Source organism: Rufibacter sediminis, assembly GCF_014269285.1.
Lineage (GTDB): Bacteria > Bacteroidota > Bacteroidia > Cytophagales > Hymenobacteraceae > Nibribacter > Nibribacter sediminis.
Window position 1 is genome coordinate 155,908 of sequence record NZ_JACOAF010000022.1, and the last position, 19,225, is coordinate 175,132.

Consider the following 19,225-nt stretch of genomic DNA (forward strand, 5'->3'; position numbering starts at 1 on the left):
AACAAGTTAGAATCATGTCTACCCCCCGCCCCTGGCGATTGCTTCGCTCCCAGATTGCTTTCAAACACAAGTGGTACACCCTGCGCCGAGACGAGGTGGAACTACCCAACGGCCATGTGGTAGATGATTTCTTTGTCAGCGAGCGGCCCGATGGCGCCTACGTGTTTCCGGTCACCCAGGAGAACGAGGTGCTGTTCGTTCGGCAGTACAAGCACGCCGCCCAGAAAATCTTCCTGGAGCTGCCCGCCGGTTCCTTCTTCCCCAATGAAGAGAAAGCCGAGGACGCCGCCACCCGAGAACTGCTCGAAGAAACCGGGGCGGTCCTGACCCAGGACTTGGTGCCCCTTGCCGTACTACATGACAATCCGGCCAAAGACACCAACCGCATTCACCTGTTCCTGGCGCAGAATGTGCGCGTGGAGCAGTCTCAAGTACTGGATGTGACCGAAGACATTGAAGTGGTGCGGGTACCCTTAGACCAGGTGCTGGCCAAGGTACTGAACGGCGAAATCTGCGTCTCTGGTTCGGTGGCGCTGTGTTTTTTGGCGCTCAAGCATCTGCAACGCCTTTAGCATCAAGGCCCCAGCGGCTCCCCGGAAAGAAAGTAGAAAGATTGCTCAACCACAAGCCCAAAACTAAGTATAGGGAATGTAACAGCAGAAGAAGGCACCTTGCCCCTTGCAGAAATCCGGTTACGCCAAATCCCCATTATACTTAAAGACAGCAGCGCAATGGCTGAAGTGAACAAGGGACAACTCCCTGAAGAGAAAACGAAAAAAGACAAGTCAGACAAATCAAGAAGAGGCGTGGAAACCATGTTCCGGATCACCGCCGCGAACCAGATGCGCCTCAGTGACATGGCCGACAACAAGGCCCATATCCTGCTTACCATCAACTCCATCATCGTTTCCATCCTGCTTTCGGTGCTGTTCCGGAAACTGGACACCGAACCGGAGTTGATTGTGCCGGCCATTCTTTTTCTGTTCACCTCCCTGACCACCATGGTCATGGCCATTCTGGTGACCATGCCCCGCATCAAGCGCAACAAACCGGTGCAGCGCGACCCCGCCGCCGAGAAGGTCAACCTCATGTTCTTCGGGGATTACCACAGCATGACCCTGCTGGAGTATGAGGCCGGTATCACCGAGCTGATGACTACTTCCCAAAGCCTGTACGGCAGCATGATCAAAGACAACTACCACCTGGGTCTGGTGCTGCAGAAGAAATACACCAGCCTGCGGTTTGCCTACATCTTCTTCATGGTGGGCTTTGTGATCTCCGTGCTTTCCTTTGTGGTGACGGAACTGTTTTTCTAGGCCGCTGCCGCCCCGGTTTTCAGTATTTATTCCTCATCCCTGCCCCACTTCTTTACGTTTAACCATGCCAGGCTAAATCTCCGTTTCGCCTGGCTATCTATTGCCCAGACACCAATCTTACACCAAATAGCATCGGCTGGTCTATGCGCCGCTGATCACAGGACCAACCCATTCACAGCAAGCAAAGAAATATGCGTCAAGCCTCTCTCTTACCACCTGCTCCTGCTTCCAAGACTTCGCCTTTACCTGTTACCGCCTCCCTGCCCTGGATTCAGGTAGCACCAGACGCTCCTTATTTCATCACCGAAGACGGTCAGCCCTGGACACCCGTGGGCCAGAACGATGCCATTACCTGGCCGGAGCTGGAAGGCTTGTTCCGCCGCAAGAACCTGGCGGCCGTGGAAGAGTACCTGGCGTACCTCCAGCAGCACGGGGTTACCTGCCTCCGGCTCATGCTGGAATACGCCCAAGTGAAGCACCGCTACTTTGAGAAACCCGCGGGCACGTTCAACCCCAGCATGATCAAGCTCTGGGATGATCTTTTCGCCCTTTGCGCCAAGTACGGGCTGCGTATTCTGCTCACGCCCTATGACACCTTCTGGATGTGGCTCAAGTGGAAGTACCACCCTTACAACAAGCAATTGGGTGGCCCCTGTGCCAATCGGGGCCAGTGGCTTCTCTGCCCAGATACCCTACAGGCCATCAAAGCCCGGCTCACCTTTGTGGTGGAACGCTGGGGCGGCAGCGGCGTGCTCTTCGCCTGGGATCTCTGGAACGAAATGCACCCCGCTCACATGGGCAACAGCTCGGCCAACTTCTCGGCCGTGGCCACGGAGCTGAGCACCCACGTACGCGATCTGGAGATGCGCTTGTACGGCCGTTCGCACCCGCAGACCATCTCCATCTTTGGGCCCATCCTGTACACCAACCCAGACACCGCCGATACTATTTTCCGGCACCCGCTCCTGGATTTCGCCAGTACCCATTTCTATGACGCCAAAACCATTGACTACCCCAAAAACACGGTAGACTCGGCCATCAAAGTGGGCGAACTGGTGCGCGAGGCCCTGGAGCACGCCCCCGCCAACCGACCTTTTTTCGACAGTGAGCACGGCCCCATTCACCTGTTCAAAGACAAAAAACACACGCTGGCCCCCGAATTTGACGACGAGTACTTCCGGCACATTCAGTGGGCGCACCTGGCTTCTGGCGCGGCGGGCGGCGGCATGCGCTGGCCCAACCGGCACCCGCACACCTTAACCCCCGGCATGCGCGTGGCCCAGAAAAACATGATAGGTTTTCTGGACCTGATCCACTGGGCCACCTTCCGTCGAAGGAACCTGAACCAGGAGATCAAGTGCTCTGCACCGTCCTTCGCGGTGATGGGCTGCGGCGATACGCAACAGGCCGTGGTCTGGCTTTTACGAACAGATGCCCTCTACCAACGCAAACGCCTCATGAACCCCGAGGCCACGCCTTTGAACGTGGAGCTGCACATCCCGTATCTGGAAGACGGCAAGTACCAGATCACCACCTGGAACACGCAGGAAGGAAAAATCCGGGAGCAATTCCAGACGGATGCCTGGGAGGGCTTTTGCTGCTTCACCGTACCCTCCGTCCGGACTGATGTCGCCATCGCCGTAGTGAAAATAGGTTAAAACAGCTTGGTTCGCTTGTAGCCGTTTAGGGGCTGCTTTCCTGAAATCAGCTCCTAAACGGCAAGGATTAGGTAAAGCTCTTATGGCGCGGAGGTGACTTCTATGGTTTTGATGCACGTCATGATGGGCGCTCCTATGGCGCGGAAGTTACTTCCGTGACTCACTATCTTAAGTCACGGAAGTCACCTCCGCGCCATAGATGGTGTCTACCTCAACAAGAGTCATCTTCCCCTTCCAAGAGTAAGGCCGTGAAGTTCTAAAAATCTACCTGGTTCAAGTTTCCAACTTGGACCTAAAATGAGCTGAAGTTTGCAAATCAGTGAGCCGTGAGGCTCAAAATAGACAGTAGTTGCCTTCTTGATGGAACCAAACCATTGAAACAGAAACCAACCTTCAAAGAGGAGCGAAATGCGTGAGCATTGGTTTAAAACGGCTTCGCTCTTGTATGGAGTGCGTTACAGAAAGGTCCGTACTAACGCTTCCCATTCTTCTTGCAGAGAAACAGAAGGCCGTTTCTTACCGGCTCGTCTATACCAATAATCAGCGTTCCAGAGGTCCCCTTCTTTGCGGTGGAAATAGGCGTGAATCCAAGAGGCATTCTGGTCCGGCACATCCTGAATTAGTTCATGCCCTTGCTCCCACTGGCCTTGGGCATCATACCACAAGGCTTGCAGGTACACGGAGGTTCCTGCGGGAGGCGAAGGTGCGGAAAGGGTTTTCTGGAAATCTGCAAAGTCCATGGGCAGCTAGGTTTAAGAGGATTTCGGTGAGCTTCTGGTGTAGTTGCAAAATACGCCATTCACCCCCTTGCTGGTAGTAATCTTCGCAAGCACATGGGCTCATTCTTGCACAACCAGCATCTGATTTTCTAGCGCGAGTTGCGATTACCAACGCGTGTGAACCCACCCCTACCCCTCCGAGGAGGGGAGTTCTGCATAAGAAGTAAACTCCCCTCTTGGGGGTAGGACCGTTAAGTTCTAAAAATATAGCTGGTTCAAGTTTGCAACTTGGACCCAACTTGAGCTGAAGTTTGCAACTTCAGTGAGGCGGCAGCCTCAAAGTCTACAAGAATGGCAATAGGCTTCACCGAAGTTTAAACCTTAAATGTAGAACTTAACGGCCCTGCCCTCTTGGGAAGGGGTACGGGTGAGTAATTCTTTTCTCCCGGAAAGCCTCAGTTTATACTCAACAAATTCGGTTACCTCATCCAATCTACCGTTTCAGGGCTGTTTTCCTTAAAATACCCCTAAAACGCAATAGGACTATAGGTTAAGCCATCAAGCTGCCGGTATCGTTCACCACCATAATCCGGGCGGTCTCTTCGTACACCTCCACCACGCTCACGGAGGCGGGGCTGATTTCCAGGCGCTGGAACATATCCAGGGGAATACCAGCGTAGTAGGCCACCGCCGCTTTGATGAGGTCTGAATGGCTTACCACCGCCACGGTTTCATGCGGGTGTTTTTGGCAGAGTTCCTGTAAACCGGCCACAAAACGTGCCTGGGCCTCCAGCATCATCTCGCCGCCCGGAATGCGGGTCACGCTCCTGAAGGTGTTGAACTGCTGAAACTGCGGGTTGCCGTGCAGCTCTTCGAAGCTCAGGTTCGTCCAGTCGCCAAAATTCAGTTCCAGGAACGCCTCGTTCACGAGCGAGGTAAGTTGGTGGTGCCGGGCAAGGGCATCGGCGGTTTGCCGGGTGCGCTCCAGGGGGCTGGTGTAAATGGCCGCGATGGGCAAACCGGCGAGGCGCTGCCCCAACTGCCGGGCTTGGGCTTGGCCTTCCTCGTTTAGGTTCACCCCTGGCGTGCGGCCCGATAATCGTTTGCCCACCGAGTCTGTGGTGGCGTGGCGAATCAGTAAAAGTTTGGTCATGGGTTGGTTTGAAGTGCTGGTGCTGGTTTCCTGGCCGGCGTTTTCGGCTCGTTTTCTGAAAAGGAGCCCGAAACGGAACAAGCCGTGTCTTTAAACGGCTGGCGGCACAAACCGTTTTATCCGCGGGCAAGGTACCTTTCTGGTTTTGGCGGGCACCTGAAAACAAAGAAAATATCTTTATCTTTCAGGGAAAGGATACCGCTGAAAACCAGCCGAAAAGGCATTTTGCGGTCATCCTTGTAGAACCTAAACCAGAGGGGAGCCGTTGGCATGAATCGGTGGCGATCCCGTCCTACCCATTTCCCTGTTTCTGCCCGTATGCACCGGCAGAATGCGCAACACAAACACTGATACACCTTGGAGAATACGACAAACAAACCTGTTTTAAAGATTGGGGTACTGACCTTTCACCGCTGCATTAATTTTGGGAGTTACTGGCAGGCCCGCTGCCTGACTGAGGGCTTGCAGGCCCGCGGCCACCAGGCCGAAATCCTGGACCATGACTCGCGCCGGGTGAACCTGGTGGAATGGAAATGCGCTTTCCAGCCGGTGCTGCCCACGCCGGTTCCCGCCTCAGACCGGCCGCTGTACCGCCAGAAAATCCGGAAGTTCTTCTCCGTTTTTGACACCCTGCCGCTTTCGCCCCGTTTCCAGCTGGACAACCCCGCGGAGATGGAAGACTACGATGTGGTGGTGGTAGGCAGTGACGAGGTCTGGAACATGTCACACCCGTGGTACGGCCGTTGCCCCATTTTCTATGGTGATGGCGTGAAAGCGCAGCACCTCATTTCCTATGCCGCCAGCTTTGGGAACTATGACGCGGCCTGGGGCCTGGAGCAGGACTGGGCCGAGAAGCTCCGGAACAATTTTGACGCCATCTCAGTGCGGGACGCCAACTCGCAGACCATTATCCAAAACGCCCTTGGGTTTGAGCCCGAGATGGTGCTGGACCCGTGTCTGCAGTTCCCCATCACCCCCGATGCCCGCGACCACGAGATTCTGAGCAGACGCTACGTAGCCGTTTACGGACACAACTTCACCGAGTCCTTCACCCGCGAAATCAGACAATACGCCGATAGCCAGAACCTGCCGCTCATCAGTTTCGGGTACCGCAACGACTGGGCCGACGAACAGTGGATCACCACCGATCCGCATGACTTCGCGCATTTTATGGCCAACGCCCAGGCCGTGGCCACCAACTTCTTCCACGGCTGCGTGTTCGCGCTGCGCAACGCCAAGCCGTTCGTGTGTGAATCCTCGCCGTACCGCCGGCATAAGTTACAGGGGCTGATGGCAAAGATTGGGGGCGAACAACACCTGCTCCCCGAAGGCACCCCCTCGGCAGTTTACCAGACGCTGTTAAGCGAGCCCTTGAACCCCGAGATCCTGCAGAAGATAGACCAATTGCGGAAAACCTCTGATGCCTATCTTGACCGGGCTTTGGTGTTTAAACAAGTATCCGTCGCATGAAAGACCTGTTAAGCCCCCGTGACATTGTCACCTCCGGTTTGTGCATTGGCTGCGGCAGCTGCGTGGCCCAGGCCAACCGCCCCGACACCCGCATGGACTTTGACGCCTACGGCCAGTTGAAGCCGCAAGGCAACTCCCAATGGTTGAACAGCAGCTCAGAAAGCTTCACCAGAACCTGTCCGTTCTCGCCGGGCTCCCGGAACGAAGATTTCCTGGGTGCCCAACTCTTCCCCGAGGCTCCCATTCTGGACAATGCCCTAGGCCGATTCCAGTCGGCGTACGTGGGGCACGTGTCTGAGGAGGATTTCCGGATGCAGGGCAGCTCGGGCGGCATGGTGACCTGGGTCGCCACCGAACTGCTGCGCCAGGGCTTGATTGACGGCGTGGCCCACGTGATCGCCACGCAGGACCCGCAGGAAGACGGCCGCTACTTCCGCTACCGCATTGCCCGCACCGAGGCCGAGATCAGAGAGGGAGCCAAGTCCCGCTACTACCCCATTGAGCTGTCAGAAGTGCTTTCGCTGATCAGAGACGTGCCGGGCCGCTACGCGGTGGTGGGCATTCCGTGTTTCATCAAAGCCGTGCAGCTCCTCCGGAAGGAAGACCCGCTTTTCCGCGAACGCATTCAGTACACCCTGGGCCTTTTCTGCGGCCACATGAAGAGCGCCCGCTTTGTGGAGAGTTTCGCCTGGCAGATGGACGTGCCCGTAGACGAGGTGGAGCGCGTAGAGTATCGGCAGAAAGACCCCAGCCGTCCGGCCAACTGGTACAACGCCAAACTCAGCCTACGCAACGGAGACTCCGTGAACCGCGACTGGTGGCACCTCGCCGACGGCGATTGGGGTGCGGGTTTCTACATGAACTCGGCCTGTAATTACTGTGACGATGTAGTGGCCGAAACCTCTGACATTTCCTTCGGCGATGCCTGGGTGGAACCGTATTCCTCAGACGGGCGCGGCACCAACGTAGTAGTGGTGCGCTCTCCCTTGGTGGACCGCCTGGTGTCCAACGCCATTCAGGAAGGCCGGCTGCAACTGGAGCAGGTAGATGCCCGCTTTGTGGAGCAGACGCAGGCGGCCGGTTTCCGGCAGCGCCGCGAAGGCTTGGCCTATCGCCTCACGTGGCCCCGCAGCGGCGTACAACCCCGCAAGCGCGTCACGCCAGACGACAAGACGCCTACGCCGCAACGCAAGCTGATTTACCGGATGCGATATTATTTATCCATCGGGAGTCACAAGATGTTCTGGCTGGCCCGCCAACTGCAAACCCCGCAACTGTACATTGACTGGGCCCGCATGTCTCTGGCCGCTTACCACGGCTTTGCCTACCACCAGGGCAATTTCAAGGAAATCAAGAATCGGTATGAACAGCTAAAAGGACACTAAAAAAGCGGAGGGGCAGCCCTCCGCTTTTTTAGTGTCCTTTTAGCAAAACAGGGCTAAATCATAAAAGACTTGTCTACCTCCTCTTTTGTCATCTTGGAAAGATCTTGTAGGTGAACGGCGGTAGCGTTTATGTTGCGCTATTCTAGTTCGCCCACGGGATCCTTTCAGGACGACAAAGGTGTGTGTGCCTTGTTCGTTAGCTTCTCCAGCTCAGTTGCCACCCGCTTAATTACGCCGGCCCAATCGTCTACTACTTCTTGCCGGAAGAGGCGCATGGAAGGGTACCAGGGGCTGTCCAGTCGGTCATCCATCCAGCGCCAGTCGGCATGGGCATGTAGTAGCGTCCAGACGGGCACGTTCAGGGCTCCCGCCAGGTGGACGGGCATGGAGTCAACGGAAATCAACAAGTCTAAACCTTTAATGACGCGGGCGTACTCATACAGACTGAACTCGCCAGGGTGAATCCCGAAACCTTCCTGCCAACCGTTCTCAGCGGCATTGGCCTGGAGAATATAAAACTGAACGCCTTGCAACTCCGCCAAAGGCGCGAAAAACGAAAAGGGAATGGACCGATGCGGGTTCCAGTCGCCGGGTTTCCAGACCAAACCTACCTTCAGCTTCTTGTTTTCGTCGGGCAGCGGCAGGGGCTCTACCTGCAGGTAAGGAATCTGGGAAGGAATGGTGTTGATGGTGGTTCTAAAGATGTGGGTTAGTTCCATCACTTCCACGTCCACGTCGTACTCCACGTCCGGGGTGCCGTCGTGCAGGGGCAGCAGCCGGTCAATGCCTTCTACGGTTTCAAGGAGCGGGATGAGCGGGGCCTGCGCCCAGACAATCACTTCTCTGGCGATGGCTTTGAGCTGAGGCGCGAACCGGATGAACTGAATGGTGTCACCCAGCCCGTGGTAGCAGCGCACCAACACGCGTTTGCCTTCCAGCGAGGAGCCGTCCCAGATGTACTGGAAGTGCCGGGGCCAATGCCAGCACGGTTTCCCAGCCCGCTCTTTCAGGACGGCATCGCTGTGCTTCCAGGCCTCTTCAAAGGTGCCTCGGCGCATGTTCAGCATCCAAACATCGGGGGTTTCTTCCTGTTGGGTCTGGCTCATAAATGGTGGGTAATGAGGTGTTGGTAAGCTCGGTTTATCTGTTTCAAGGCTGTTTCCTGTAAAACAGCCCGAAATGACACCATCTAAGGAGGAGACTCGCTATGGTTTTAATAAAAGATTCTACTATGGCGCGGATTTACTTCCGTGACTTTTGAAACTTTAGTAAGTCACGGAAGTAACTTCCGCGCCATAGTGGGTGATAGTACATTTCGTAAGTCCTAATATAAGTTATCTAATTGCATCTCCGTTTAGAGCCTGTTTTACAGAAAACGTGCCCTAAACGGAGATGCCTTTACTAAGATGACATCGGGAAAGTCTTAGGCGTAGCGCTGCATCATGAGAGCGCAGAAATCAGCGAATTCTTCTACGTTCTGGGGCGGACTGGTGTGGTGCGGCTGAATACCCTTAGCTTCTGGGGTGAAGCAGAACGTGGCGGTCACATCGAAATCGTCCAGGGCCAGCATCACGCGGTCAAACCACTTCTCGGCATCGGGGCGCAGCCAATCGGCCCAGCTCAGGCCGGTTCTAAGTTTCTTCACCCCCATGTCTTTGAGGTGTTTGACGGCGGCATCCAGGCGATGGTCTTCAAAGTGGAACCACTGGCAAATGCCCATCTCGGGGGTATAATCAGCGAAGTACTTGTGCGCCAGCTTGGGCGTTCCGTCTTCTTTCAATAACCCCATGTGGAAATGGCGGTAGTACGAAGAACCCTCGGCCTCGCGGTGGCGCGTGGTGGCTTCCCAGGCCTGCGGCAAGTCATAGAGGCTGTACCAGAAAATGCGGTCCACGCGGCCCATCAGCAACTCAGCGGTTTTCCGAAGGCCGAACTCCTGCACTTCCTCGGCCCCGAATGTGGAAATCCCCACTTCGGTCACCCATACGGGCAGGTCGGTCACGGCTTCAATCTCGGAGATTTTATCGGGCCACTCGTGGATGCTCCAGAGGTTCCAATCCAGCGGAAAGCCGTGTACGGCCACCGCGTTCAGGTCCTGCAACGTTCCCTGGTCTTTCAGTTTGGTGATAAAGTGCGGATCAATGGGCGAAATGCCGCCCAGCACGCGGAGTACTTCGGGTTTCTCGGCTTTCACGGCCTGGGCACCCAGCTTGACCATTTCGGAGAAGATGCGCCATTCGGGGTCAATCTCGAAAGCCCAGTGCGATTTGTTGTTTGGTTCGTTCCAGAATTTAACTGCTTCTATCATAGTTTCTTACTTAGCATATCTTTTAGCCGCACGCAGATGACCCGCGCCCTGGCGTTGGGAAGCACATTTTGGCGGCTGACGCGGGCACCTGCTCAATAGGCACCTCGACCGTTTTAAGCCTGTTTTAAGGAAAGTGGCCTATAAACAAGCCAACCCGATACCCAGCCCTGAAGCCCGCGCTGACCTGATACGCGCGCACGTAAAAACGCTGCATTGCACCAGCATCAACTTTCCTTGGCTGAGCCATTGCCTACTACGCACGTCACCCGGCACCGTTACAAAACATTAGAAAGTTACAATATTATAGCAGGCTCCCGGAATTTGAGCTGCGGGCTTGTTTCTACTGCAGGATCTGTTGCAAGGCCGCCAGGTAAGCCGGATTACTGCTCATGCCGTTATGCCCCTGCCCTGCCAAGGTGATGAGCGTGTCTGAGGGTTTCATCCGTTCCCTGAGCTTTAGGGAAGAGCCGTAGTAGATGATTTCATCCTGTTCGCCGTGGAACAGCACCACCGGCATGGCGCACTGCGGGAGGTATTGGAAGGTCTGGAATTTATATTTGAGGAGGACGGATGGCACGAAGGGAAAGTAATGGCGCATGAGATCTGGGAGGCTGTAGTAAGGCGCCTGCAGGATCAACAGCCCAGGCTTATTCACACTAGCCACGTGGGCGGCAGGCCCAGTCCCGATGGAGTAGCCCAGCACCACGATGTCTTCTTCGGCGTAGCGGGTCTTCAGGTGGTCATAGGCAGTCTGCATGTCCTGGTAGAACTGGCGCTGGCCACTGATCTTCCCCTCGCTTTTCCCGTAGCCCCGATAATCCAGCATGAAAACGTCATAGTGCAGAGCGGTATAGACCTGCGCCACCTCTCCCCAGGAAGCCAGAGAACCGGCGTTCCCGTGCAGATAGAAGATGACGCCTTTGGGCCGATCTGTGGTAAAAAGAAGCGCGTTCAGCTGAACACGGTCCGGCATTTTAAGGCTGATTTCCTGAAAAGGCCCCTGAAACCGGAACCTGAAATCTGGGCTTAGCTTCTCTGGGAAGAAGATCAACTTCTCCTGCAGAAAATACAGGAGCACGCACACCGCCACATACAACAAAACGGCCAGTTTGATGACACCCAGGATGATTTCCTTCATAGTAACAGGTTCTCTCTTAGCAGCACTTTCTGGTACTGCTCTACAGTTGCAGAAAGACTAGTCTACGGCCCATGCGCAGGGAATGATGTGCAGGCCAGGTGTTGCTCGGAACTACGGGCATGCTTGCATTTACCTGTTTTCTTGAACGTAAGCGTTAGCGTTAACGCTTGGGAAGAACACGGAGCAGGAAGATTTATTCACTGATGTCTTCACTGTTGCCCCAGCACCATGCCGCGCTGGCGGTGCAGCTAAAATCAGTAAATAATCCCAAAGATGGATAATTGGGCTTCTTGTCAGCAGTAGCCGATGTTATCAAGATTTAAAGAATGTTGGCGCAATAGCACACCTGCGTTTCTACTGGATTTTTATGTCTTTGAAGGGGAGTTTTGTACCTGACTGGGCATATTTCACCTCTATCAGTTCCATCAGCAATCTGGTTTGGTCTATGTTTCTGTAGTCCAGTTTTACAAAGCCGTATTCCGGGTTGAAATAGGCCTTCAGTTCGGTCCGTTCAAACTTACTTTTGGTGAAGCTGTCAATCTCATAACAGGCAAACGTGCCCATGGGAATTTGAACGGGTAGTTTTCTGGTGATTTTGTAGGTGCTGAAAAAGCTTTCATTCGTATGGTCAGCCCACTCAGCAAAACCGGCTATACTGTAATGGCCCCCAATCAGTAAATTCCACGTCCAGGTGTGACCAGCCTCCAGCGGAAACTCCACCATGGGGAAGGGACTAAGCTCCAGTTTCTTGTATCTGCCATCACGCGGGGGATGAATCCAAACGGCCGTGTCCTGCTCCGTAATTCCAGTGGAGTTACTGCCGAAGTCTCCACCAGTGGAAGCCCAGGAGCTCCAGGTTTGCCCGTATTTCTCACTGAAAACTTCACCGCTCGTAGCTAAGTACAACGTGTCCAGGTCAGAGAGCTTTCCCGCCTTGTCAAAATGCGATGCTAGAAACGTGAATTTCCTATCTCTTTTGTAGATGGACGGGCTCTCAGGTTCTCTCTGACTTTCAGCTTCTGTTCGACTGCCTTTCTGCGCTTCAGTACATCCCTGGAAAACAGCGAACACCAATAGTACAAGAGCGAGTTTTCTCATTGTTCTGGTTGCGTTTCGGCATTTACCACTTAGTGCGTTCAGCACATTTTCTGTCAAGCCGATTTGTCGTAAAAAGTACTGGATTGCTATTCCTGAAAGTTGTCATAGTAGGTAAAGTCTTTCACAATTTGCCCCTTTTCAAAGGTAAAAATCGTGCAGATAGGCAACTCAAATTTTGAGCTATCAGGGGCTGTTCCTGTCGAGACAAATTCTACAATGACATGTTGGCCTCCCGAAGGATACATGCTTACCACTTCATCTTTCACATCGGGGAACATCTGGCTTAATTCTTCATACTTCTTTACTATCTGCTCCCGAGTCTGTTTCACGATTCCCTGCCCTAAGGAAGGATCTTTGAAATCGGCTGTCTCAGAATACATATCTGCCATTTTCCTCCAATCATGGTTATTGAAGTGCTCAAAGTATTGTTTCACTAGTCTTTCGTTGTCAGTAGCATTCATATTTTTTGGTGATTGAGTGTTACAAGAAGACAATAAAATGGTCAAACAAAAGAATATCGCCCAGTACTTCATTGCGTTTATTTTGTTAGTTGTTCTCTTTCTATAGAATAGAAGGTATAGCTGTAGGTTTAATTAGTATCACGCTTTTAAAGAACCCTTGAAGCGGCAGAGACCGTCGGCCGAAAACCAAGGAGACGTTTACATATTATCCGTCTTATTAAATAATCAACCAAATAAAAACAGGAACAATTAGGTTGAATGGCATTAGAAATTCACTAAGCGCAGTTTCTCTTTTTACAAAGAAGCTAAACCCTGGAATAATCAGCAATATCGGAATTAAAGGAAATAGACTGTAAAGTCTAGAGAAAACAATTTGAGCAGTTCCGTCTTTAGACTTAAATCCATAAATTCTATTCAAGATAGTAGTTTTCAAGACATTCAATGTATCACCAATATTTGTTTCTGAAAAAACCAATCTATTGACGCTTATTACTTGGTCTTCAAGCGTTAAGAAATAGTTATAGGAGTGAGATGATGGACTTCTTAAACTACTTTTACTGCTTTCCATCCAAGTCTCAGTTACACTTATTCTTTCTTGTTTCTTAGGTAGATAAAAGTCGACTATTAGCGCCAACCCAGCGATAACACAAGTTCCACAATAAAGCAGATAGAATATTCTGAGCGGATTCATACTTATTATCAAGACTAACGAGTTTGGACAAGAGGAGAACAAGGTGTGGCCGTGGCTTTACTCTTGTGCCGTGTTGTAAGCAGTCTTTTTGTTTTCCTTTGTTAAAAGAGAGAGCAACTTGCACAAATAGGCATTTTCCTTACCGAAGTCTTTCTGCAGATTCCATTCCTGCAAAATAACAGCTACCACTTTTTCTTCCGGCAGAAGCAGAATGTATTGCCCCCCTTTGCCCCTGGCTGTGTAGACAGGCTTATCGTTGTAGTTCAACAGCCACCAGGAGTAGCCATACCCAATCTCCTCATAACAGTCTAAGGTTCGGAAAGCTTTACTTTCACTTGTATAGTTGGTGAGGCTCTTATCCACCCATGAAGAATCCAGAAGCGGCACCCCATTGACTTTGCCTTTGTTGAGGTACAACTCCCCGAATCTCGCAAGGTCTCTTGCCGTGAAATAAGTCTCGTCTCCGCCAGCATAGTAGCCGTCCACTTTCCGCCAGAAGCCGCACTGGATACCAAGTGGTTTGAACAGCTTCTCCTGGGCAAACTCTTTTGTAGTTGTTTTGGAGGCTTTCGTGATTACACCGGAGAGAAGCATTTGGGAGCCTGTGAAGTAGTTAAATTCCTGTCCCATTTTTTTCTCAGAAACTTCTTCTTTCAGTAGCACTTGCTCTACATTCTGCGGCCCGTCCCAACCGGTGAACCCACCCCGCATGGACAACAAATGCGCTACTGTTAATTTTTCCTTCTGCAGATTCTGTTCACGCTTCTGGTACTCCGGGAAGAAGGGCATTACATACTCGTTTTCGGATTCTAGATACCCTTCCTGGATGGACAAGCCTGTCAGGGCTGATGTGATACTTTTAGTAACAGAATGAACATTGAATGCGCTAAACCTGGTAGTCCCTTTCTGATATCTCTCTAGCACCAATTTCCCGTCTTTGATTACGACCAGCCCTCTGAGCCTTTCCCAACCTTCAATTTCCTTGAGATATTGCTCTATTTCTTCCTGATTATACCCTGCACTTTCTGGAGTGGCAGTTTGCCATTCATAAGGCTCATGGCTGACTTCAAACGACTGTGAGTTTGTAAAGGGCAGGGAAAGACTGAGCGGATGCCATTCCAGGAAATAGTTCATGCTATTGACTACTATCAACAAAGTGGCTGCTGATGCCAAGCCAAGAAACAGTTTCATTCGCCGATGCTTCTTCCAAATCAATACTACTGCTGTGAATAGCAGGATTAGCAAAACTAACACATACTCAATGGCATTTGGGTAGGGTAAGTAAAAGTAGTCATCTTTGATTTTGTAGGAGACACCAATACATAGTACAGTCAGAAATAAGAAAGTGATGTACAGGTTTTTCATTCAATTGAGGATTACTTACAACAGACTAGTATAAACGATGGCGTAGGCCGTCGGCCAAGGTGACATTTATACTAGACGTTGTGCAAAGTAGTTTTTTAACCGTCTATCAAAACTGCTTGAGGTTCATGTCCGCTGAACTCTACCGTGACTTGGTGGTTTTCATCGTGTTCCGTGTCGAATGACAAATCCCAAATCAAAGGTTTCTTATCCTGGTTGGGAATTGATAAAGCAACTAACTGAAATTCGCTGTCGAAGTTTTTTATTGTGAAGTCTTCTTTCCAATTCCTGAACTCATCTTCTATTAGTGGCTTGAACTTTATCACCAAGTCGCTATAGTTTTCCTGAATCCAATTATAAAACTCTTTTTGTTTTTGGTCGGGTCCGTCCTCGTTTGCGGTGATGAAATACTCAATTTCTTTTCCAGTCGGTTTGAAAAGGCCTTTTCCTACAAAGTAGCTTTTTCCTTCGGCTTTCATTTTCCTGAACCTTAGATTTTCGAAAAAGTCATCCTGGATTGCTACTGGCTTTTTGAAGATGTTGAATAATCTCATTTTCTATATTTTATATTTTGCCCAACGGCCTCGTGTAAACAACGTGCTAGGCCGTCGGCCGACGCATGATGTTTACACGAGGCCGTTGGGCAAAATAATTTTTTAGTTAGGTACAATGTTGAAATTATATTCTTCAGCTTGACTTCTATTTCTTAAGAAAAGAATCATGTTTCCTCTAATGACCATTTCTCTAGGTATGAAAGAATCCGCTACTCTGTCGAGAATCAAAGTGTCTCCTTTTTGAATATATTGCCCAAAATAACTTTTACTGCTCAACATTCCAGAAGAGGTCAATCTATAGTGATTCTGCCAAAGGGTCAAATCGTTTCTGCCAAAGTCCCCGATTAGTTCAGCATCTAGTTTCTTCTCGCCAAAGAAATATCCGTCGCGATAGAAGTATACAAGTGAAAAAGTCCCAACAATAATCAGGTTTAGGAGCAACAATTTAAACTTTAACTTTCTCCATTTTACTGCTGTAATCACAAAAACAGTCAATAAGGAGATAAAATATACAAAGCCACTAACTATACTTATTATCCCTCCAATAAATGTAAGCCAATTGATGTTGGTAATTGAAATGTAATATCCAAAACTAAAAATCAATCCAATAGCTGTTACCGTCTTCCATTCCGATAATTGCTTTTTCTTGTTTTCACTACCTCCCAACTTATTCATGTTTTTTATTTTGCCCAACGTACTAGGCTAAACGGCGGGCGAGGCCGTCGGCCGAAGACTGCCGTTTAGGTGTTGTTACCCGCTGTTGTTTCTTCACTTCTGCTTCTCTAGCCGCCTTTTCAAAATTCTGCTTTTGCCCTGCTTTCTGAAAATGGAGCCATAAACGCTTTTTCTTTACCCGTCCGTTACTCCTCTTTTCGGTCAGAGTAGGTGGTATCTGTTTTTTGATTTTTTTTAGAAAAGTAGGCTAAAAACGCCTGCCGTTCTCCAAAATACAGTTTTTATTAATTTCTATAAAATTAAACCTTAAGTACATTTTGAGTCAGCCACCCTATTTATATTAAATTAATCCCTTAAGTCAAAATCAAAAGAAAATGAAACGATGAAAGCCCAACAAAACACATACAGAATAAATATATAAAACAAGAATCTGTAGAAAGTATAATTTACATACCGTAACAGATAAATCATATATGATGCAAACAAAACATGGATTATTCTTAATAGATTAGCCTGTTCATCCATTAAATTATGAATTGAAGCTTCATGTTCACTTGATAAATGTAACCAATAATAAAACAAGTAAAATGCAACATATACAATCAATCCAATTAAAACTTTATGAGTATTTATCAAAGTCCACATAGTTGCTCTTAAATACCTTATCCCTTATTATATTTAAATTAAATATTAAAAAGCATTGATGTCATCATATATCAATTGCGGGTAACTATAGAATAAACGTGAACATACGCTTATCTGCACTATATCTGCAGTACTCCTGTATGAGCAGTAATGACACTTTACTACCTATCTCTGGAAAGATGGCCTGAATCAGGCTTGTTTATCGGTTCCATGTTGGAACCAGCTGGCGTACAGCACATAGTTATCCGCTGTTTGGGCCATGCCGGAGATCTGCTCTGGGGTCAGGGCTTTGACTTTTTTGGCGGGAACCCCGGCGTAGATATAGCCGCTCTCACAAATGCTTTTTTCCAGCACCACTGCCCCGGCAGCCACAATACAGTGCTCCTGCACTACGGCATTGTCCATCACGATGGCTCCCATCCCGATGAGCACGTTGTCCTCGATGGTGCAGCCGTGCACGATGGCGTTGTGGCCAATGCTAACATTGTTCCCGATGTGGGTGGCCGTCTTGTGGTAGGTACAATGGATGACGGCCCCGTCCTGGATATTGGTCTTGTCCCCGATGCGGATCTGGTTCACGTCTCCCCGCACCACTGCGTTAAACCATACTGTACACTGGTTCCCCAGCACCACATCGCCCACAATGGTGGCATTTGGCGCCACAAAACAGTCATTTCCGAGCACAGGATGAACTCCTTTTACTGGTAAAATATAAGCCATATTTGTTGTTTGGTAGTGATTATAAAAAGCTGACTCTAGGAAATGATTCACATTCTCCACAGAGGTATCATTAATTAAAACTACGCCTTTGTCTAGCTACTTCTCCTTGCTCCCCCCTTATTCTACAGCAAAGCACCAGGAAAACAATGGTCAAGCTTTTGCATAGGTTTTAGGTTGAAAGCTTAGAATAAGAGCATTCTCCTTTGACGTACATTCCTGTTCAGTCCAAACATTCACCGGAGTGCTTTGGAATTCGAGCCACTGAATATTCTGGTCAATCAGGAAGAACTTAGAAGGATATATTCAGTTAGCATCTTATCACATATTCAGAGCTTAAGGTAAGAGACTCCAGTCCTAAATACAAGAGGTGCACTTCAAACCTAAGTTTACATCAAGTGGAAGAGAATCGTCTTACAACCTTTCCCCGGCTGTGGATGCACAACTACATAGAAAGAGCTAACTATATCTATTCTTTCAATGACATGACTCTGCTACGCTTTGTATATCAGAAAGCCGATTTTCAATCCGTTTTGAAAATGGAGGCAGGAAACACCCCTTTATGAAAGCATGCGTTTCCAGGTGCCTTTGCGGAGATTGTATTTGAGGGTGCTGGGCAGGGCTTTCCACCAGTAGCTGTTCATCTCCACCGCGAAGCTGGGTTGCATGTAGCAGTTGATGGTACAGCCTTCGCAGGCGGGCAGGCGACCTTCCAGAGCGATAAGTTTCCTGACATCCTCTGATTTGTAGAGCTCGTGCAGCTTTCCGTTAATCGGGAATTTCTGCGCGCCCAGGTGGTAACAGGGCAACACTAACTCATTCTCGGGGGAAATCACCAGGGTGGTGCTGGCGGCTTTGCAGACGGGCTGGTCTATGTGGTTTCCGCCGTCTTTGCGCAACTGGACGAAGGCCTCGTTCAGGTACACCCATTTTTTCTTCCCGAAAGCGGAAAGGTAGTCCAATTCATCGGCTGAGAGCTGGTCGCCGGTTTCTACCTGGTTGTACTCAAAAGCCGGGTTCAGGAGCAGCATCAGGTTGTTGGGCAAGCAAATCTCTTCGTACACCCGCTCAATCTGGTGCAGGTTGTGCTTGAAAACGGTAAAGAGGATATCGGGGCGCTCGCCTAGGCTTTTGGCTACTTCTATAGACTGCAGCACGAAATCAAAGCAGGCCACGCCCCGGCCGGTGTCATGCTCGGTTTTGTCAGCGGAGTCCAGCGAGAAGTGCAGCATGTCTACCTTGCCTTTTAGGCGCTCGGCCCACTTGGGGTACAGCAGTCCGTTGGTGGTGAGGGTGGTGATGAAGCCCAATTCCTGCGCCACTTCCAGAAACTGATCAATCTGCCGGTGCAGCAAGGGCTCGCCGCCGGTAAAATCCACCACGTTTACGCCCAGCTTGCGCAAATCCGTGAGGTTCTGCCGCACATCGTCCAGCTGAATATACGGCGATGGCTTCTCCCAAATGTCACAGAACGAGCACTTGGCGTTGCAGCGGTACGTCACGTAGTAATTGGCCAGAACGGGATGATGGATTAAGCGCATGCGGATTTTCTAAACGGAATGCCTCGGCACCTGCAAGGTACGCATTGCTTACGGAATTCAGGCGAAGCGGATGGTACACCTGTTATAATAGCGCACCCGTTTTTGACCTGTTTTCAGAAAAACAGCCGCTAAACGCCATCAACGGTTTTACCAAGCAGGAGCTTCTGCGTCCCCCTTTGAAGGGGGTAGGGGGATGATAAAGGCCATTGAAGAACCATCAGCTTCAACTAAGGGGAATAGAAAGAATGATCCTCGGGAATGTTTAACTCTGCACGAGTAGTCATCCCCCTACCCCCTTCAAAGGGGGACGGAATGCGTGAGGCGTTTAGAGGCT

18 protein-coding genes are annotated in these 19,225 nt (G+C 50.5%); 5 read left to right on the forward strand and 13 right to left on the reverse strand.

Translation table 11 applies throughout. The features are described from left to right. Positions 1-14: 14 nt before the first annotated feature. The 3 genes from H7U12_RS09840 (at position 15) to H7U12_RS09850 (ending at position 2,974) form a co-directional block, all read left to right on the forward strand. Positions 15-572 (forward strand): NUDIX hydrolase, encoded by a 558-nt coding sequence (locus tag H7U12_RS09840; RefSeq protein ID WP_186636759.1) that lies wholly within the window; start codon positions 15-17, stop codon positions 570-572. Positions 573-731: 159 nt separating this feature from the next. Then, entirely contained in the window at positions 732-1,316 is a 585-nt protein-coding gene (locus tag H7U12_RS09845; protein ID WP_186636762.1) for a Pycsar system effector family protein, read from the forward strand. Positions 1,317-1,507: 191 nt separating this feature from the next. Continuing rightward, positions 1,508-2,974, forward strand: a complete 1,467-nt coding sequence (locus H7U12_RS09850) for a glycoside hydrolase 5 family protein (protein WP_186636766.1) — start codon at positions 1,508-1,510, stop codon at positions 2,972-2,974. A 455-nt stretch (positions 2,975-3,429) separates the two neighbouring features. Here H7U12_RS09850 and H7U12_RS09855 read toward each other — a convergent pair whose 3' ends face one another. Continuing rightward, complete coding sequence (locus tag H7U12_RS09855; protein ID WP_186636769.1) at positions 3,430-3,714, reverse strand: hypothetical protein; 285 nt, start codon at positions 3,712-3,714, stop codon at positions 3,430-3,432. A gap of 529 nt (positions 3,715-4,243) precedes the next feature. Further along, the gene (locus H7U12_RS09860) at positions 4,244-4,846 is read right to left on the reverse strand and encodes a histidine phosphatase family protein (protein WP_186636772.1); all 603 of its coding nucleotides are present in this window, start codon (positions 4,844-4,846) and stop codon (positions 4,244-4,246) included. Between the two features lie 357 nt (positions 4,847-5,203). On the opposite strand from H7U12_RS09860, the gene H7U12_RS09865 reads away from it, so the two are divergent. Both H7U12_RS09865 and H7U12_RS09870 read left to right on the forward strand, forming a co-directional pair. Continuing rightward, positions 5,204-6,316, forward strand: coding sequence for a polysaccharide pyruvyl transferase family protein (locus tag H7U12_RS09865; protein ID WP_186636774.1), 1,113 nt, complete (start codon positions 5,204-5,206; stop codon positions 6,314-6,316). After that, the gene (locus tag H7U12_RS09870; RefSeq protein WP_206683907.1) at positions 6,313-7,701 is read left to right on the forward strand and encodes a Coenzyme F420 hydrogenase/dehydrogenase, beta subunit C-terminal domain; all 1,389 of its coding nucleotides are present in this window, start codon (positions 6,313-6,315) and stop codon (positions 7,699-7,701) included. Before H7U12_RS09865 ends, H7U12_RS09870 begins: the two co-directional genes overlap by 4 nt. A 164-nt stretch (positions 7,702-7,865) precedes the next feature. Here the strand turns inward: H7U12_RS09870 and H7U12_RS09875 are convergent, their stop codons facing one another. The 11 genes from H7U12_RS09875 to H7U12_RS09925 form a co-directional block, all read right to left on the reverse strand. Beyond that, complete coding sequence (locus H7U12_RS09875; RefSeq protein WP_186636776.1) at positions 7,866-8,807, reverse strand: glycosyltransferase family 9 protein; 942 nt, start codon at positions 8,805-8,807, stop codon at positions 7,866-7,868. A gap of 317 nt (positions 8,808-9,124) precedes the next feature. Further along, complete coding sequence (locus tag H7U12_RS09880; protein ID WP_186636778.1) at positions 9,125-10,009, reverse strand: beta-xylosidase; 885 nt, start codon at positions 10,007-10,009, stop codon at positions 9,125-9,127. A gap of 340 nt (positions 10,010-10,349) precedes the next feature. Beyond that, positions 10,350-11,147, reverse strand: a complete 798-nt coding sequence (locus tag H7U12_RS09885) for an alpha/beta hydrolase (protein ID WP_186636779.1) — start codon at positions 11,145-11,147, stop codon at positions 10,350-10,352. Between the two features lie 354 nt (positions 11,148-11,501). Then, complete coding sequence (locus H7U12_RS09890) at positions 11,502-12,245, reverse strand: hypothetical protein (protein WP_186636781.1); 744 nt, start codon at positions 12,243-12,245, stop codon at positions 11,502-11,504. An 86-nt stretch (positions 12,246-12,331) separates the two neighbouring features. Continuing rightward, complete coding sequence (locus H7U12_RS09895) at positions 12,332-12,706, reverse strand: nuclear transport factor 2 family protein (RefSeq protein WP_186636783.1); 375 nt, start codon at positions 12,704-12,706, stop codon at positions 12,332-12,334. A 217-nt stretch (positions 12,707-12,923) separates the two neighbouring features. Continuing rightward, positions 12,924-13,397: a hypothetical protein gene (locus H7U12_RS09900; protein ID WP_186636785.1), complete on the reverse strand. Its 474-nt coding sequence runs from the start codon at positions 13,395-13,397 to the stop codon at positions 12,924-12,926. Between the two features lie 57 nt (positions 13,398-13,454). After that, complete coding sequence (locus H7U12_RS09905; RefSeq protein ID WP_186636787.1) at positions 13,455-14,762, reverse strand: serine hydrolase domain-containing protein; 1,308 nt, start codon at positions 14,760-14,762, stop codon at positions 13,455-13,457. 95 nt (positions 14,763-14,857) lie between these two features. Then, positions 14,858-15,313, reverse strand: coding sequence for a hypothetical protein (locus H7U12_RS09910; protein ID WP_186636789.1), 456 nt, complete (start codon positions 15,311-15,313; stop codon positions 14,858-14,860). 102 nt (positions 15,314-15,415) lie between these two features. Further along, positions 15,416-15,988 carry a hypothetical protein gene (locus H7U12_RS09915; protein ID WP_186636791.1) on the reverse strand — a complete coding sequence of 191 codons (573 nt, stop codon included), beginning with the start codon at positions 15,986-15,988 and terminating at the stop codon, positions 15,416-15,418. Between the two features lie 834 nt (positions 15,989-16,822). Beyond that, positions 16,823-17,353 (reverse strand): gamma carbonic anhydrase family protein, encoded by a 531-nt coding sequence (locus H7U12_RS09920; protein ID WP_186636793.1) that lies wholly within the window; start codon positions 17,351-17,353, stop codon positions 16,823-16,825. Between the two features lie 557 nt (positions 17,354-17,910). Further along, positions 17,911-18,891, reverse strand: coding sequence for a radical SAM protein (locus H7U12_RS09925; RefSeq protein WP_186636795.1), 981 nt, complete (start codon positions 18,889-18,891; stop codon positions 17,911-17,913). Between the last annotated feature and the right edge of the window lie 334 nt (positions 18,892-19,225).

Bases quoted from the DNA above. Each gene is read 5' to 3' on its own strand.
- H7U12_RS09840 (WP_186636759.1), top strand. From the start codon at position 15: ATGTCTACCCCCCGCCCCTGGCGATTGCTTCGCTCCCAGATTGCTTTC.
- H7U12_RS09845 (WP_186636762.1), top strand. From the start codon at position 732: ATGGCTGAAGTGAACAAGGGACAACTCCCTGAAGAGAAAACGAAAAAA.
- H7U12_RS09850 (WP_186636766.1), top strand. From the start codon at position 1,508: ATGCGTCAAGCCTCTCTCTTACCACCTGCTCCTGCTTCCAAGACTTCG.
- H7U12_RS09855 (WP_186636769.1), bottom strand. From the start codon at position 3,714: ATGGACTTTGCAGATTTCCAGAAAACCCTTTCCGCACCTTCGCCTCCC.
- H7U12_RS09860 (WP_186636772.1), bottom strand. From the start codon at position 4,846: ATGACCAAACTTTTACTGATTCGCCACGCCACCACAGACTCGGTGGGC.
- H7U12_RS09870 (WP_206683907.1), top strand. From the start codon at position 6,313: ATGAAAGACCTGTTAAGCCCCCGTGACATTGTCACCTCCGGTTTGTGC.
- H7U12_RS09875 (WP_186636776.1), bottom strand. From the start codon at position 8,807: ATGAGCCAGACCCAACAGGAAGAAACCCCCGATGTTTGGATGCTGAAC.
- H7U12_RS09880 (WP_186636778.1), bottom strand. From the start codon at position 10,009: ATGATAGAAGCAGTTAAATTCTGGAACGAACCAAACAACAAATCGCAC.
- H7U12_RS09885 (WP_186636779.1), bottom strand. From the start codon at position 11,147: ATGAAGGAAATCATCCTGGGTGTCATCAAACTGGCCGTTTTGTTGTAT.
- H7U12_RS09890 (WP_186636781.1), bottom strand. From the start codon at position 12,245: ATGAGAAAACTCGCTCTTGTACTATTGGTGTTCGCTGTTTTCCAGGGA.
- H7U12_RS09895 (WP_186636783.1), bottom strand. From the start codon at position 12,706: ATGAATGCTACTGACAACGAAAGACTAGTGAAACAATACTTTGAGCAC.
- H7U12_RS09900 (WP_186636785.1), bottom strand. From the start codon at position 13,397: ATGAATCCGCTCAGAATATTCTATCTGCTTTATTGTGGAACTTGTGTT.
- H7U12_RS09905 (WP_186636787.1), bottom strand. From the start codon at position 14,762: ATGAAAAACCTGTACATCACTTTCTTATTTCTGACTGTACTATGTATT.
- H7U12_RS09910 (WP_186636789.1), bottom strand. From the start codon at position 15,313: ATGAGATTATTCAACATCTTCAAAAAGCCAGTAGCAATCCAGGATGAC.
- H7U12_RS09915 (WP_186636791.1), bottom strand. From the start codon at position 15,988: ATGAATAAGTTGGGAGGTAGTGAAAACAAGAAAAAGCAATTATCGGAA.
- H7U12_RS09920 (WP_186636793.1), bottom strand. From the start codon at position 17,353: ATGGCTTATATTTTACCAGTAAAAGGAGTTCATCCTGTGCTCGGAAAT.
- H7U12_RS09925 (WP_186636795.1), bottom strand. From the start codon at position 18,891: ATGCGCTTAATCCATCATCCCGTTCTGGCCAATTACTACGTGACGTAC.